Origin of the sequence: Actinorhabdospora filicis, from assembly GCF_030269765.1 — a bacterium.
GTDB lineage: Bacteria > Actinomycetota > Actinomycetes > Mycobacteriales > Micromonosporaceae > Actinorhabdospora > Actinorhabdospora filicis.
The window spans coordinates 200,708-216,481 of the sequence record NZ_BSTX01000003.1; the positions used below are offsets into that span (position 1 = coordinate 200,708).

Below are 15,774 nucleotides of genomic sequence, written 5' to 3' on the forward strand. Positions count from 1 at the left end.
CCTCCAGCAGATAGCGGACGTCGGCGAGGACCTCCGGGGCGGGTCCGGCCAGCATCAGCACGTCCAGCCGCTCGTGCCCGAGCCCGGCCAGCAGCCCGCCCACCGGCGTGTCGCCGATGACGGGGAACGCCCGGCCGCCCGACTCGCGGACCGCCGCCACGATCGCCTCGGCGTCGGGCCCGTGCACCGCCACCAGCGCGCCCTCGGCGGCCAGCCGCAAGGCCACCGCCCGTGCCGCGGCCCGGCGCGGGCCGGTGACCAGCGCGGTCCGCCCGGTCAGTCTTCTCATGTCGTCCTCCTCGGTTCACGATCAACATCGCCAGCGTGGCCGCGGGCGCTGACCGGAACCTGACGGCGGCCTTACCGGGTGCCAGTCAGGAGCGTGACCGCCTCGTCCCGGTCCAGCTCGCGGCCACGGGCGTAGGTCTCGGCGTGGCCCTCGGGGACGGGGGTGGGATGCCCGTGCGCGGCGGCGAAGCCGCGCAGCAGCGCGGCGCCCTCGGCGTCCCCGCGCGCCAGTAGCCAGTCGGCGCGGGTCTCGGCCAGGATCGCCACGCTCGGCAGGTACCAGCGCGCCACGGCCGCCACCGCCGCCTCCCGAAGCGCCGCGTCGGCCTCGTCGAGGCGGCCCTCGGCGATGTCGAGCGCGGCCAGCCCGCACCGGACCTCGATGCCGATGAGCTCGGCGACGAACGTCTTGCTCGGCAGCCCCGCCAGGACGCGCTCGTACAGCTCCCGGGCCCTGGCGCCATCGCCGTGCAGGCCCGCGATCCGCGCGAGTCCACTGTGGGCGGCCGCGCGGCCCAGCGGGCTGCCGTCGCGGCGGGCCAGCTCCATCGCCTCCTCGTAGGCGGCCATCGCCGCCGGCAGGTCACCGGCCAGGATCAGCTCGTCGCCCTTGCGCCGGGCCAGGTCCGCGCTGTCCGATGTGGACCCAAGCTCGGCCGACATCACCAGCGCCTCATCGAACATCGCCAGCGCCACCCCGTGCTCGCCGCGGCCCGAGGCCAGCCGCGCCAGCTCGTCCAGCGCCTGCATCTGGCCCCACCGGTCCCCGCTCTCCCGGAAACCCGCCAGGGCCTCCCGGAACGCCGACTCACCCCGGTCGCCGTGCCGCCCGAAGTAGCGCATCATGCCCGAGCCCAGCGCCATCAGCGCCCGCGACCACACGTCCCGCGCGAACAGGTGATCCGGCGGCGCCTCCTGGAAGGACGTGTCGCTCGGCCCGGCCGTCAGCGCCCAGATCACCGTGGTGAACGCGTGCTCCGGCGGGCGGCTCAGGTCGTCCATGACCGCCGCGGCCCGCGCGAACAGCTCCGGCGGCACCTCCTCGGTGACGGCGGCGTTGGCCACGCACAGCACGAGGTGCTCGCCGTCGGCGTCGGCGCCCAGGTGCGGCAGCAACCGCCGCGCGCGGCTCGCGCCGTCCAGCCGCCGCCCGCGCAGCCACCAGTACGACGACAGCTCGGTGAGCAGCGCGAAAGCGGTCGGGACGTCCTCGGTGACGGCCCAGTCGAGCGCGGCGTGCAGGTTGCCGGCGTCGGTGTCGAGGGCGGTCATCGCGTCGAGCTGCCCGGCGGTGCGCAGCACCGGCTCCAGCCGCTTGGCGAGGGCCAGGTGGTGGAGGGCGTGGGCGCGGCGGGCCGCGGCCTCCTCGCCCGCCTCGGCGAGCTTCTCCGACCCGAAGGCGCGCACCGTTTCCAGCAGCCGCGCCCGGCCGTCCCGGATGTCCACAAGGGACTTATCGGCGAGGTCGGCGATCAGCTCCTCGGCGGCGAAGGTGTCGAGCCCGGCGACCGCCCCGGCCGCCTCGACGCCGGTGCCGCCGGTGAAGACGCTGAGGCGGCGCAGCATCAGCTGCTCCCCGGGCGACAGCAGGTCCCAGCTCCACTCCACGACCGCCCGCAGCGTGCGGTGGCGCGGCGAGGCGGTGCGGTCCCCGCGCGAGAGCAGCCGGAAGCGGTCGTCGAGCCGCTCGGCGAGCTCGGCCGCCGACAGCTGCCGCAGCCGCGCGGCGGCCAGCTCGATGGCCAGCGGCAGCCCGTCGAGGGCGGCGCAGATGCGGCGGACGTCGGCGTCCCCGGCGTCGAAGTCGGGACGCACGGCCCGGGCCCGGTCGGCGAACAGCCGCACCGCCGCGTCCTCGGTGTCCAATGGGGACAGTGGAAAGAGGACCTCGCCGGTGATGCCCAGGGCCTCCCGGCTGGTGGCCAGCACCCGCACCCGCGGGCAGCCCGCCAGCAGCCGGTGCGTCAGCGTGGCGACGGCGTCGATGACCTGCTCGCAGTTGTCCAGGACCAGCAGCAGCTCCTCCTCGGCGAGCGCCGCCGTCAGCCGCCCCGCCGGGTCCGGCGCCTCGCCGCCGCCCAGCAGCGCGCTCTGCCGCAGCCCCAGCGCGTTCAGCAGCGCCTGCGCCAGCTCTCCGGGACCGGTGACTGCGGTCAGGTCGGCGAAGACCGCGCCGGTCACCGACTCCACCGCCAGCCGCGTCTTGCCGACCCCGCCGGGACCGGTGATGGTCACCAGGCGGTGCGCGGACAGCAGTTCCCGCAGCCGCCGGTGCTCCTCCTCGCGCCCGATGAAGCGGGTGAGCTGGGCCGGGACGGTCGTGCGCGCCCGCTCGGGCACCGCCCGCAGGATCGCAGTGTGCACCGCCGTCAGCTCCGCCGAGGGATCGGCGCCCAGCTCGTCGGCGAGCAGCTCCCGCGCCTCCTCGTACAGCCGCAGCGCCTCGGCCTGGCGGCCCTCGTCGGCGAGCGCGCGCATCAGCTGCGCCCGCGTCTTCTCATTCAGCGGATCCCGCGCCAGCCGCGCGGCCAGCTCACCCGTGTCGCCCCACCCCAGGGCCAGCGCGGCATCGGCCTGCGCGCTCTCGGCGTCCCGGCGCAGGCCCGCCAGCCGCACCGCGTACTCGGCGAGCTCCGGGACGTCGGCCAGGGCCTCGCCCCGCCACAGCGCCAGGGCCCGGGTGAGCAGGTCGTGCGCGGCCCGCGCGTCACCCGCGGCGAGCTTCTGGCGGCCCTCCCTGGCCAGCCGCTCGAAGAGGAGGGCGTCGACGTCGTCGGGCTCGGCGGCGATCCGGTAGCCCGCCGGGTGCAGCTCGATCGCCGGAGCGTCGGGACCCAGACGACGGCGCAGGCGCGAGACCTGCGACTGGAGCGCGTTGGCGGCGTTCTGGGGAGGGGCGTCGCCGTAGATCCCGGCGAGCAGGCGGTCGAGGGGGACGACCCGGCCGGCGTCGAGGAGGAGAAGTGCGAGGAGGGCGCGGGGGCGCGGGGAGAGGTCGGCGGGGGTGAAGGGGGCCAGGAGGGTGAAGCGCACGGGGGGAGTTTACGGCGGGGTGGGGGAGGGGTGAGGTGGCTCTGGGGGTGGCGGCTCGTTACGAATCGTCAGCTTCATCGGCCTTCTGGAACCATACGCGAGCTTCATCGAGGTCCCCGCGCTGTTTGAGCAGGATCCCGAGGTTGTTCATCGCGTTGGTGTGCCCGGTGTCGGTGGCGCGCCGGTACCACTTCTCGGCTTCATCGAGGTCCCCGCGTTGTTCGAGCAGGACCCCGAGGTTGTTCATCGCGCCCGTGTCCCCGGTGTCGGTGGCGCGCCGGTACCACTTCTCGGCTTCATCGAGGTCCCCGCGCTGTTCGAGCAGGATGCCAAGGTTGAACGTCGCGTCGGTGTGCCCGGTCTCGGTGGCGCGCCGGTACCACTTCTCGGCTCCATCGAGGTCCCCGCGCTGTTGGAGCAGGATGCCGAGGTTGTACATCGCTGCGGGGTGCGCGTCGGGTGTCTGTGCTGCGCGGGTGATGGCGCTGAAGGCGATGTCGGGGCGGTCGTGGCGGAGGTAGGCGGCCGTGGCGATGGCACTTGCCTGCATAGGTGTGGCGTGGGTTTGGAGGATGGTCCAGGTCGCGTCGGGGACGGATTGCCCGTGCAGGGGGCTGCCGGGCTGGTCGGCGCGGTCGGTGAGGTAGTCGGCGGCGGTGTAGGTGCCACCGGGAAGGGGTATGAGGCAAGAACTCGCGGTGGTGCCGGTGACGATCTCGGCGGCCCAGTCCCTTCCAGCCGCAGCTGAGGGGGTAGTGGCGCGCTGGCGGTACTTGGGCGGCAGGTACGCCGGGGTGAGCAGGTCCAGGACATGCCCGGGCAGGGGATCGTCGAACCCGGCGCGGCGGGCGTCGACCGCCGCGCTGATCACCGCCCGCCCCACCGCCTCCAGCACCTCACCGGTGTCACGGGACCAGCGGGCCATCTGGGCCGGGCCTGCGATCAGGTACTCCCCGAACCCCACATCAGAGTCCACCGCCCGCCAGATGCGCCCATCACCGTCCAGTGCCCGCGCGCGCTTGGTTTCCCCCGGGCTCAAACCGGAGGCGACCTCGATGATCCGGTCCTGCCGGCGCAGGCCCTTCAGCAACTCCACACCGGGCCGGTAGAGCGCCAGGCCCGTGCGGGACTCCAGCCCCCCGTCGAGTCCCTCTTCCAGCCGCGCCAGCACGTTGGCGCGGATCGTGGCGACCACCACCGTCGACGGCCCGGCACAGATCCCGGCCAGCAGAGCCGCGTCCAGGCCACCATCGCTCAGGAAGTGCTCCAGATCGTCCAGGACCACCACCGTGTCGGCGAACCGATACCCGGCCGAATGCAGGGCCCGCAGGGACCCCGCACCGACTGGGACCAGCAGCCGCCGCCGGGAACGTGACGCGAGACGGTGGACGGCCTCGGCGGCCAGCCGCGACTTGCCCGCCGCGGCCGGACCGGCCAGCACCAGCATCCCCCCGGCCGCCACCAGCCCATCCACCCGCTCGTCCACGTCACGAGCCACATACGGGGTCTGCCCGGCCTCAGCCGAACCGATTGGCGGCTTGGCGCCCAGCCCGGTCACATCGACCTCACCCGCCCACGGCACCCGCCCCCGCACCAGATGCCGGACCTGACCGGCCACATCCGGACGAGCCGCCAGCCGCCGCCGGTACCCGGCCACCGCCTGCACACCCGACGTCGCCCCCGACACCGCCAGGCCCACCAGGCCGACCACACCCGCCCACACCGTCGTCCACGCCGCCACAGACTGAGGGTCCAGCCGTCCCCACAGCCACACCCCACCCGCCACGACGGCCGCCACCACCGCCACCACACCGACCCGCCCCAGCCATCGCACCCCATTACTGTTCCGGAGCCGTCCACAAGGTCACAAGACCGGACCCGCCCGCACACAAAAACGGGGCGCGCCCTCTCGGACGCGCCCCGCCTTACCGTGCGGTCTTGCTACTCGCTCATTCCACTACGAAACCGTGAAGGTCACGTCGTCCACGACGAAGCTCGTCTGGAGCGACGCGTCCTCGACCCCGGAGAACCGGACGGCGACGGTCTGGCCGGCGTAGGAGCCGAGCGGGACGGTCACCTGGACGTAGCCGCCGGCCGCGTCCTGGTTCGAGAAGGTCTGGACGGCGGTGCCGCCGACCGAGACGGTCAGCACGTCGTAGTCGACGGCCTCGGTCTCATCGGTGTCGATGTGGATCCAGAAGGACAGGCTGGTGCTGCTGCAGCCCGCCGGCACGGTCACGTTCTGCGTGATCGTGTCGGTGGCGGCGTAGCCGTAGCCGTCGATCCAGGCGGCGCGGGTGCCGCCGTGGGCCGGCTGGCCCTGCGAGCCCCAGGCGCCGATGGCGCCGGTGGAGCCGGTCCAGGGGGAGGCGCCGGATTCGAAGCCGCCGTTGGTGATCTTGTTACCGCCGCCGGTGCAGCCCGGGCCGCCACCGACGGTGACGGAGTAGGTCGTGCTGTGCGAGAACTGGGTTCCCGTACCGGTGATGGTGACGGTGTAGGTGTTGTTGGGGGTGCCCGTCGGGACGTTGATCGTCGCCGAGGAGCTGCCGCCGGAGGTGACCGACGACGGGTTGAAGCTGACCGTGATACCGGCCTGGGCGGTGTAGCTCAGGTTGACCGTCTGAGCCGGGGCGACGACGGTCGAGGTGTTCACGGTGGTGCTGACCGAGCCGCCGGCGGTGGTGCTGCCGGAGGACGAGCTCAGCGAGATCGAGAAGTCCGGGTCGGTCGGCGTGGTCGTGCCCACCGAGGTCTTCCAGATCGCGTACGCCACGCCGTCGGCCGAGCGGTCGAGGACGGTGGTGTTGATGTTGCTGGGGTAGGAGTCGCACGACGAGTGGTAGCAGGCGTCGTACGCGGCGTTGGCCGTGCCGCCCCACTTGGTCGCCTGAGCCGACGTCTTCCGCGCGCTCGCACCCGCGGCGTAACCGGAGGTGGCGATGCCCGCGTTCTGGAAGGAGTAGTCGTCGGAGCGGCCGGCGCCCTCGGTGTTCTCCTCGGGCGACAGGTTCAGCGGCGCGGTCGACCAGTAGGCCTTGAGGTGCGTGGCGGCCGCGGAGTTGATGTTGTTGATGAAGTAGCCGCCGTTGGTCGAGCCCACCATGTCGAAGTTCAGGTAGGACTTGATCTTCGAGCGCTCGGTGGAGGACAGGTTGTTGACGTAGAACTTCGAGCCGTTGAGGCCCTGCTCCTCGTCGGTCCACCACGCGAACCGGACGCGTCCGGTCATGGTCGGGTTCTTCGCGGCCAGGGTCAGCGCGACCTCAAGGAGGGTCGCCGAGCCGGAGCCGTTGTCGTTGATACCGGGACCGGCCGAGACCGAGTCCAGGTGCGCGCCCAGCATGAGGACGTTGTTGGCGTCGCCCTGCGGCCACTCCGCGATCAGGTTGTTCGAGGGGTAGGTGCAGGAGGAGCAGTTCTGCTCGGACACGGTGTAACCCGCGGCCTGCAGCTTGCCCTTGATGTAGGCCACGGACGCGGTGTAACCGGCCGAGCCCGCGCGGCGGTTGCCGCCGTTGTTGGACGCGATGGTCTGCAGCTGCTGCAGGTGGGCCTTGACGTTGTCAACGCTCACGTCCGGCACGCCCGGGTTCGGGTTGGTGCCACCGATGGTCAGGTTGTAGGTGACCGAGTGGGTCGCGGTGCCCGTACCGGTGACCGTGATGGTCCGCGTGCCCGTCGATCCGGCGGCCACGGCGATCGACAGGGTCGCCGAGTTGCCCGTGGTGACGGAGGTGGGGCTGACGGAGGCGGTCACGCCGCTGCCGCCGGAGACCGCGGTGGTCAGGTTGATGGTCTGGGCGGTGCCGATGGTCGTGGTGCCGACCGTGGCGGTGCCGCTCTGGCCCGGGTCGATGGTGCCGGACGACGGGCTCAGGGTGATGGTGAAGTCCTGCGAGGGACCGGAGCAGGTCGGGTCACCCGGCTGCGCCGGCACCGAGACGGCGTCCCAGGCGGCCTTGGTCTTGTTGAACAGACCACAGGTGCTGTCCAGGTTCTTGGCCGAGGTGAGGGTCGCGGTGCGGTACTTCTTGTAGGTCATGCCGCTGGTCTTCAGCAGCATGCCGCCCATCCAGATCTTGCCGGCGGTCTGCACGGTGACACCGGTGACGGCCTGGCTGTTGCAGGTGGGGCTGTTCGGCTTGCCGCCACCGGGCGCCGAACCCTCGGCCAGCAGGTAGAACCAGTGGTTGAGAGGACCGGCGGCCTTGTGGACCTCGGTGTTGGGGATCGACGCCGAGTAGCAGTTCGGGTCGTTGTTCACCAGCGACGGGTTGTACATGTTACGGATCGGGCCGGTGCCGACGAGGTTGATCTCCTCGCCGACCAGGTAGTCCGGCTCGTCGTAGGTCGTCGACTGGTTGGCGTAGGCCTCGGTCAGCGCGCCGAAGATGTCACCGGTGGCCTCACCGAGACCGGCTTCGGAGCTGGTGCCGCCCGGGGTGAACTGGTCGAGACCGTGGCCGTACTCGTGGCCCACGACGTCCATGGACGAGATCCAGTTGCCCGCGCTGTTCTTGCCGATCGTGACGGACGAGCCGTCCCAGTAGGCGTTCTGCTCGTTCAGGCCGACCGACACCGGCCAGGAACCGCCGGAGCCGTTGTGGCTCGTGCGGCCCAGCCAGTCGCGGAGCATGTTCCACTCCGTCTGCGCGCCGTACATGGCGTCCACGCAGCCGGTCTCGGTGCTGGTGCCGGTGCCGTTGCCCCAGCTGTCGTCGGGGCCGGAGTAGACCGAGCCGTTGTAGGGCGAGCACTGCAGGCCGGGACGCGTGGTGTCCCGCATGTAGTACGTGGAGCCCTGCTGGCTGGTCTGGATGGTCAGCGGGCTGGGGCCGTTCCACTTGCCGGTGCCGGAACCCTCGCTGACGTCCTCGCGCTCACCGAGGACCTTGCCGGTCTGGGCGTCGACCCACACCGTCAGGTGGCTCGGGGCGCCGTTCTTCTGAGTACCGCGGAGGACCGTCTCCCAGGCGAGCCTCTGCGTGTCGTCCTTGACGTGGACCACCAGGCGCTTGGACTCGACCGTCTGGGTCGCCCCCTGCTCCTTCTTCGAGGTGGTCACGGCCTTGTCGGACGCGATCGACGGGTTGGTGTCGAGGGCGATCGTGATGCTGGTGGCCGTGTTGACCTGCCGGACGGCGCCGTTGCCGTCGGCCAGGACGACCGCGTCACCGCCGATGACGGGGAGACCGTGGTAGCTGCGCTCGTAGGCCACCGAGTACAGGCCGGTGCCGTTGCCCCAGGGGAAGACCTCCTGGCGCTCGTACTGGTCGCTCGCGGTGAGCGTGAGCGAGTCGTAGCCGGCGTTGACGGCGCGGTCGGCCGCCGCGATCGCATTGGCCATGGGGTCGGACGCGGCGGTCGACGGATCGGCCGCCGCCGGTGTGGCGGTGAGAACCGCCATCGATCCGGCGAACAAAGCCAGGGTGGTCCCGGCCGTCACCATCTTCTTTAACATCGGGGACTCCTTTGATGACGCCGCTGTTGCGGCGCTCGAAAGCCAATCAGAAATCCCGGGGATCCATTCGGGTGGTTATTCAGTTGGTCGATGGGGCTTGTGCATAGGGGTCCTGTCGTGCGCGTGTTACCGAGGGGTATCACCGCAGGTCAGCGGCAATAAGGGAAAACCCTTGCGGCATTTGGGGTGATCCGGGCCACCCCGATGTCACTGAATGACGCGCCCCCTTGTGAGGACTCCCTTTTGGCTTCGGATCACGTAATGAAGGAAGCCCGTGCGGACTACGTCCACACGGGCCATCTCACCTAGGCTGTAGCGCCGCCGGTCACCGCCGGACGGTGATCTCCGGCGAGGTCCAGGTCTCCGGCGCGCCGGTGGCCAGGATCTTGTCGAAGACCAGGCGCAACCGGTAGGTCCCGTTGGCCACGGGCGTCCCGTCGGCCGCGGTCAGGTTCCATTCCAGGAAGTCCAGCCCGGTGCCCGCGCCGGAGTTGCGGACCACCCATTCCTCCCGCACCGGGACGGCGATGACGCGCCCGGTGGAGTCGACGGCCTCCATGCGCAACTCGCGCAGCGTGGGGAATCCGTGGGACAGCATCAGCCAGGCGCTCTTGCCGGCCTCGGTCACCGTCAGGGCCTCGTTCTTCCCGAAGGAGAAGTATTCCGGCCGCAGCGCGGGATTGTCCAATGTGGAATTGATGTCGGTGAAGGTCGGGTTGATCGCCGAGACCTTGTGCCAGTCGCCGGACACGCCCATGTAGGACGCGCGCAGCACCTCGCCGCCGCGCTTGGGCGTGAAGGTCACCCAGCCGCCGAAGACCGTGCCGTCCACGACCCCCTTGGGCTGCCTGATCGTCACCGTCACCGTCACCGACTTGCGCGGCGGGACGGTCACCTTCTTCGCCGAGAGCGTCACCCCGGCGTCGGCTTTCACCGTCTTGTACTCCGAGGTGTACGGGGGAGCGGCGCCCATGCCCGACTCCAGCCCGAGCTCGTACTGCACGGCCCGGTGTTCCTTGTTGGTCAGCGTGATCGTCCGGGTGACCGCGCGGCCCTCCAGCTCACCCAGCGGCAGCTTCGCCGGGGACACCTTCGTGGACGCCTCCAGCGCGGCCGGGACGTCGATCAGGCCCGCGCCCTGCTGCGCCACCTGGTGCAGCGCGCCGGAGGTGTCACCGCCGAGCTTCGTGGGCTTGGCGGTGGACTGGAGCAGGTCGCGCATCGCCGGCACGCCCATGTCGCCGCGCTCGGCCAGCAACAGCGCCACCGCGCCCACCACGTGCGGGGTCGCCATCGACGTGCCCGACTTGACCGCGTAGAAGCCCTGGTCCCGGGGCACCGTGGAGAACACGTAACCGCCGGGCGCCACGACGTCGGGCTTGTAGTCCAGCTCATGGCTGGGACCCCACGACGACAGCTGGTCGGGGGTACCGGCGAACTCGCCCTTGACCTCCTGGCTCCAGTACGAGCCCCACTTCGCCTTCACCGACTTGCCGGCCGCCAGGCGCGCGCGGATCGCCTCACCGTCGCGCTTGCGGATCGCCACCGCCGGGATCGTGCTCTTGTCGCCCCAGAACATGCCCAGCGGCAGGTCCTCGGGGTCGGCGAACTCCGAGGCGTCGAACCAGATGACGCCCGCCGCGCCACCGGCCTGCGCGTTGGTCACCGCGCTGGTCGGTGTGCACGGGTACCAGCCGGAGTTGGCCAGCACGAGCTTGCCCTTGAGGGAGCCGGGCGCGGCCGGGGCGCAGAGCTCACCGGCGTCCACGATGGACACCGAGCCCTTGGCGGGGGAGTTGGGGCCGGTCACGAACGTGTTGTACGGCACCGGAACGCCCTCGACGGTGAAGGCGAGGTTGGTCGCCTCGGTGGCGTAGACGCTGCCCACGGTGATGGCGTTCTTGGCGATGCCGGGCGAGCCGGGCGAGAAGGGACCGGCGGCGCCGTTGCCGATCGCCACCACGGGGATGACCCCGCGCTTGGCGACGGCGTCCAGCGCGCGGGGGAGCAGCGCGTCCTGCCGGACCTCGCTCTGCGCCTGGCCCAGGCTCAGGTTGACCACGTCCACGCCGTCCTCGACGGCCCGCTCCAGGGCCTCCAGGATCACGTCGTCGGTGGTGGGACGGGCGTCGCCGAAGACGCGGTAGGCGTACAGCTTCGCCTCCGGCGCGACGCCGACCATGTGGCCGTCGCTCCCGGCGATGATCCCGGCGACGTGCGTGCCGTGCCCCGAGGCGCCCGAGGGCGAGTCCATCGGGTCGGCGTCGCCGTCCACGACGTCGTAACCGCCGACGACCTTCTTGTTCGGGAACGGCCCATTGCCCAGGGCCGGGTGGGTGTAGTCCACCCCGGAGTCGATGATGCCGACCTTGATCCCCTTGCCGCGCACGCCGTCGCGGTGCGCCTCGGGCACGCCGGTCAGGCCGGTGACGGTGACGTTGTCCCGCTCCACCTCGTGCGGCGGCTTGGGCAGTGTGTCCACCGCTCCGGTGATGGGAGTGGGCACCGAGTAGGTGTTGACCGGGTAGACGTGCGCGACGCCCGGCAGCGCGGCCAGCTCACCGGCGCGCGCGGCGTCCACCGCCACCGCCATCCCGTTGAACAGGGTGTCGAAGCGGCGGACCTCCTCGACGAACAGGCCGCGACCGGCGGCCTTGTCGTCCAGATTGGACGGTGAATAGGACAGATTCGGGTCGAACTCCACGATCCGCAGCACCGTCGAGGCGGGCTCGGCGGCGTAGGCGGGTACGGAAGAGACGGCCAGGGGCGCGGCGACGGCGACGACCGCCAGCGCGAGCCCGGCCCGGGTGAGGGGTCGGATGGGGGCCTCCGGGGTGGTTACGGGGTGGGGTAGACGGTGAAGGCGATCCCGTAACGGGTCTCGTCCTCACCGGCGTCGGGCAGGTCGTCGGGTCCGGCCAGGTGCTTCAGCGTCTCCACCAGCGCCTCCAGCTGCGCCGCGGTCAGCCGCGCGTGCCGGATGGCCAGCAGGACCGGCGCCGGGGCGAGCGCCATCTCCTCGGCCACCGCGTGGATCAGCTCACCGGCGCCCTGGCCGGTGACGCGCTCGCGCGGGATGTGGATCCGCGTCTGGGCGCGGGTGTAGTACTTCTCGGTCCCGCCGCGCACGGTGTTGGTGCGGGAGACCTCGACGAGCCCGGCCTTCTCCAGGACCTTCAGGTGGTGGGCGACATTGCCCTTGAGGGTGTCCAGACGGGCGGCGAGGGTGGCCATGGTGGCCTCGCCGAGCTCGTCGAGGGTGAAGATCACGCGCTGGCGCGTGGGGTGGGCGAGGGCCTTGTACTGCTCGGCGCTGGCGGTGATCTCCGGCTCGGACACGGGGCTAAGTGTCAATGATCTTTGACGCTTGTGTCAATGGGTGCCGACGGGAACATGGCGACGGGGTGATGACGGGCGGGTTTCGCCGGGCACGCCGACGGCCCGCCGCCTCGGGGCGACGGGCCGTGCGGTGCGGGTGGTCAGGCGATGGCGTCCACGATGTCGCGGGCCTTGTCCTCGTGCTGGGCGTAGGCGTCCGGGAAGGCCGAGACCTGCACGGCCTGCGCGGCGGAGGTGAGGGCCATGTCCTCCCAGCCGGAGATGCGCTGGAGCGCGGCGAAGAAGGACTTGGCGGAGGACTTGGGGTCCATGATGGTGCCGACGTCGCCCCAGCCGCCCTGTGCGCGCTGCTGGAACAGGCCGATGGAGTCGTGGTCGGCGCCGGTGCCCTGGTGGTCGTAGTCGAGCGACTCGGGGACCACGTAGCTGGCCAGGTTGTACAGCCGGGACTCCTGCATCGCCGTCATGATGGCGATGACCAGGGCCTCCTTCGGCACGTCCATCTCCTTGCCGGCCTCGATGATCTTCGCCGCGTTGTTCGTCTGCTCGGAGTCGAGCCCGGCGACCGGGGTCAGCTCCGCCGACAGCTTCTTGATGTCGATCTCGCTGACCGGCTCCTTGGGCGGGAGCGCCGGTGGCGCGGTGGCCGGCTCGCGCTCGGTGGAGCGGGAGGCGGCGTCCATGACGGCGATGGCGGCCATGCGCGGCTCGGCGGCCAGCGCGGGGGCCTGTACGACCACGCCACTGGCGGTGGCGGCGATGACGCCGGTCAGCGCGAAGTGCGCGACGCGGCGGCGGTGGTGGAGCGCCTGCTCCACGAGGAGCGCGATGGCGCCCGCCGGGACGGTGAGCCAGTCGGCTCCCCGCTCGGCGCGGTGGCGACCGGAGCGGAGCCGATGCCGCCCGGGTGCTGTCTGGTCATCGAGGCGGATCCGGTGATGCCCGGTCTCCGAGTCTTTGGCTGCTGGCACTCGGCCACCCTAGGCGGTGATCTCGCAGGTCACAGGGACCGAATGTGCGACTAGACATCGATGATCTTCGATGGAGTGACGGGTGTCCGGCGCTGTCCGACATGCCGGTCCGGGCACGGTTCGCCTTCATTGTGCCCACGTCGACCGGCAAAGCGGGATGCGCGGTCATGCGGACGAGTGAAGGGGTTCCGCCGTTCGGGCCGAACCGGACGGCCTAAGAACCCGGGTGTGATCTGGGTCACGAATGAGCCCGAAAGAGGGAGGTCGGTCCGTCGATGTCCCCTGCCGGGCGACGGAAACCCGACACCCGGGGGGTGGTTCCGCGTTTCTTGACGCTCGCTTGACGGACGGTGTGGCGCGGCGGGCGTACCGTCCATCCACACTGCCCAGTACGTAAGACAGTGCCCCTCAGAGCACGTGCCCTTCGCTGAACTGGAGGCCCCCATGGGGGTTGCTCAGGTCTCTTATCTCGTGGGTGCCGGTGTGCTGGCGCTCCTCCTCCTCATCGTCTTGGCGAAGTCGATCCACCGCATCCAGCCCACCCAGGTCGGGCTGGTCAACAAGCTCTTCAGCTTCCGCAAACTGCCCGGCGACAACCCGATCGCCTTCAACGGCGAGGCCGGTTACCAGGCGGACATGCTGATGCCCGGCACGCGATTCAAGCTCTGGCCGATCTACTCGGTCAGCAAGTTCCCGTGGGTGCAGGTGCCCGCCGGCGAGATCGGCGTGGTCATCGCGCAGGTGGGACGTCCCCTGCCGATCGGCGCCAAGAGCGCCCGCTACCGCCCCGAGTTCGGCAACTACGGCGACGTGCGGTCCTTCCTCGGCCACGACGGCGAGAAGGGCGTCCAGCGGCCGGTCCTCCCGCCGGGAACCCTGGCGCCGATCCACCCGGTGGCGTTCATCGTCCTCACCGCCCGCGAGGTCTTCGGCCTGCCCGTGGCCCCCGAACTGGCCTGGGAGGAGCACGAGAACAAGCTCACCGCGGCCTCCTTCGGGCTCAACCCCAAGCAGCTCAGCGTCGTGATCATCGCGCCCGGCCAGGACCGCGACATGGTCGGCCTGGTCACCGTCCTGGAAGGCGAGCCCCTCCCGTCCGGCGACATCGCCAGCCGCCTCGGCGGCTTCGACGACGTCCTCGCCCTGGAGGCCGAGGGCACCGACGCCGAGATCATCGACCTGCTCCTGGGCTCCAAGAACGATCTCCACAACAACTACCAGGACTTCCAGGCCTTCCTCGACCACGGCGGCCGCATCGGCCTCCAGCACGACCCCCTGCTCTACGGGGCCTACCTGCTCAACCCGTTCCTCGTCCGCGTCGAGATGGTCCCGATGCTGGTGGTCAACCAGGGCCAGGTCGCCGTCATCAAGGGCTTCGTCGGACTGCCCACACTGGACACCTCCGGCGCCGAGTTCAAGTTCGGCAGCATCGTCCGCCCCGGCCACCGCGGCATCTGGCAGGAACCCCTCCGCACCGGCAAGTACCCCATCAACCCCCGCGTCTACGCCGCCGAGATCGTGCCCACCTCGATCCTGACGCTCAACTGGGCCAGCGCCTCCTCCCAGGCGCACAACCTGGACGCGCGACTGGAGTCCATCGTCGGCAAGAGCCGCGAGGGCTTCGTGTTCACCATCGACCTCCAGGTGCAGATCCACATCTCCGACACCAGGGCACCGAAGGTGATCTCCTCGGTCGGGACCATCCTCAACCTGGTCAACGAGGTCCTGCAATCGGCCGTGGGCAACCACTTCCGCAACACCCTCCAGGACCTGGAGGCCATCCGCTTCATCGAGACCCGCCAGGAGGTCCAGGAATCGGCCTTCGCCGCCGTCAGCCGCTACCTCGCGGGGTACGAGGTCGAGACCCGTGGTGTGTACATCCAGGACGTGATCTTCCCGCCGGAGCTGGTGGAGGTCTTGACGCACCGGGAGATCGCCAACCAGCAGCGGGCGACGTATGAGGAGCAGCAGCGGGCGGAGACCGTGCGCATTGAGACGGAGAAGGCGCGGGGGACGGCGAACATGCAGGCCGACCTTGCCGCTTCTCAGGTCTCCGTCGAGATCAATGCCAACCAGGCGGATGCTCGTGAAGCCCAAGCCCGCGGTGACGCCGCGTACGTCCGGGTGACCGGGCAGGCTGAGGCCGACAAGATCGCGGCGATCGGTCTTGCGGAGGGTAAGGCGGTCGAGGCGCTCGGGCTGGCTCGCGCGGCGGGGTTCGAGGCGCAGCGGGAGGCGATCGGGGAGTTGCCGACGGCGCTGGTGGCTGTGGCGGGGGCGATTGCGGAGGGGCGGATCAAGGTGGTTCCCGACGTGTTGGTGGCGGGGGGTGGGTCGAGTTTGGACGGGCTCGCGGCCACGCTGATGAAGTTGCTGGGGGATGGGGGGCTTGGCTTGTCGAAGCCCACGGTGGTGGAGGCCGAGGAGGTTGAAGTGCGGGAGTAGGGGCTGCGGATCGCCCGTCTTCTCGGCGGGGCGCTAGGGCTTCGTCGTGGGTCACCCTCTGGACAGGGCTTTCAGCCCTAGGACCCGGACCAGGACGCTGTCCTGGACCAGGGCCTCCCTCCGGAGGCTCCTCCTCTGGCCGGCGGGCGAGACGGTGAACGCAGAACCCGGGGGTGTCAAGACGGAAGAGCTGTCTTGACACCCCCAGAACCTGCGTTCGTTGATCCGTCTGGC

At 70.9% G+C, this 15,774-nt stretch carries 7 protein-coding genes; 1 reads left to right on the forward strand and 6 read right to left on the reverse strand.

What is annotated here, in order from left to right:
• Positions 1 to 360: 360 nt before the first annotated feature.
• The 6 genes from QSK10_RS21245 to QSK10_RS21270 form a co-directional block, all read right to left on the reverse strand.
• A complete protein-coding gene (locus QSK10_RS21245) occupies positions 361 to 3,321 on the reverse strand; it encodes an AfsR/SARP family transcriptional regulator (RefSeq protein WP_285664666.1) in 2,961 nt (986 codons plus the stop codon).
• Between the two features lie 58 nt (positions 3,322 to 3,379).
• Positions 3,380 to 5,155, reverse strand: a complete 1,776-nt coding sequence (locus QSK10_RS21250; protein ID WP_285664667.1) for a tetratricopeptide repeat protein — start codon at positions 5,153 to 5,155, stop codon at positions 3,380 to 3,382.
• A 123-nt stretch (positions 5,156 to 5,278) separates the two neighbouring features.
• Positions 5,279 to 8,785, reverse strand: a complete 3,507-nt coding sequence (locus QSK10_RS21255; RefSeq protein ID WP_285664668.1) for a M28 family peptidase — start codon at positions 8,783 to 8,785, stop codon at positions 5,279 to 5,281.
• Between the two features lie 325 nt (positions 8,786 to 9,110).
• The gene (locus QSK10_RS21260) at positions 9,111 to 11,489 is read right to left on the reverse strand and encodes a S8 family serine peptidase (RefSeq protein ID WP_285664669.1); all 2,379 of its coding nucleotides are present in this window, start codon (positions 11,487 to 11,489) and stop codon (positions 9,111 to 9,113) included.
• A gap of 134 nt (positions 11,490 to 11,623) precedes the next feature.
• Positions 11,624 to 12,124, reverse strand: a complete 501-nt coding sequence (locus tag QSK10_RS21265) for an ArsR/SmtB family transcription factor (protein WP_285664670.1) — start codon at positions 12,122 to 12,124, stop codon at positions 11,624 to 11,626.
• 140 nt (positions 12,125 to 12,264) lie between these two features.
• Complete coding sequence (locus tag QSK10_RS21270; RefSeq protein ID WP_285664671.1) at positions 12,265 to 13,095, reverse strand: hypothetical protein; 831 nt, start codon at positions 13,093 to 13,095, stop codon at positions 12,265 to 12,267.
• 444 nt (positions 13,096 to 13,539) lie between these two features.
• Between QSK10_RS21270 and QSK10_RS21275 the strand changes: the two genes are divergently transcribed.
• The gene (locus QSK10_RS21275) at positions 13,540 to 15,540 is read left to right on the forward strand and encodes an SPFH domain-containing protein (RefSeq protein ID WP_285664672.1); all 2,001 of its coding nucleotides are present in this window, start codon (positions 13,540 to 13,542) and stop codon (positions 15,538 to 15,540) included.
• The last annotated feature ends 234 nt before the right edge of the window (positions 15,541 to 15,774 follow it).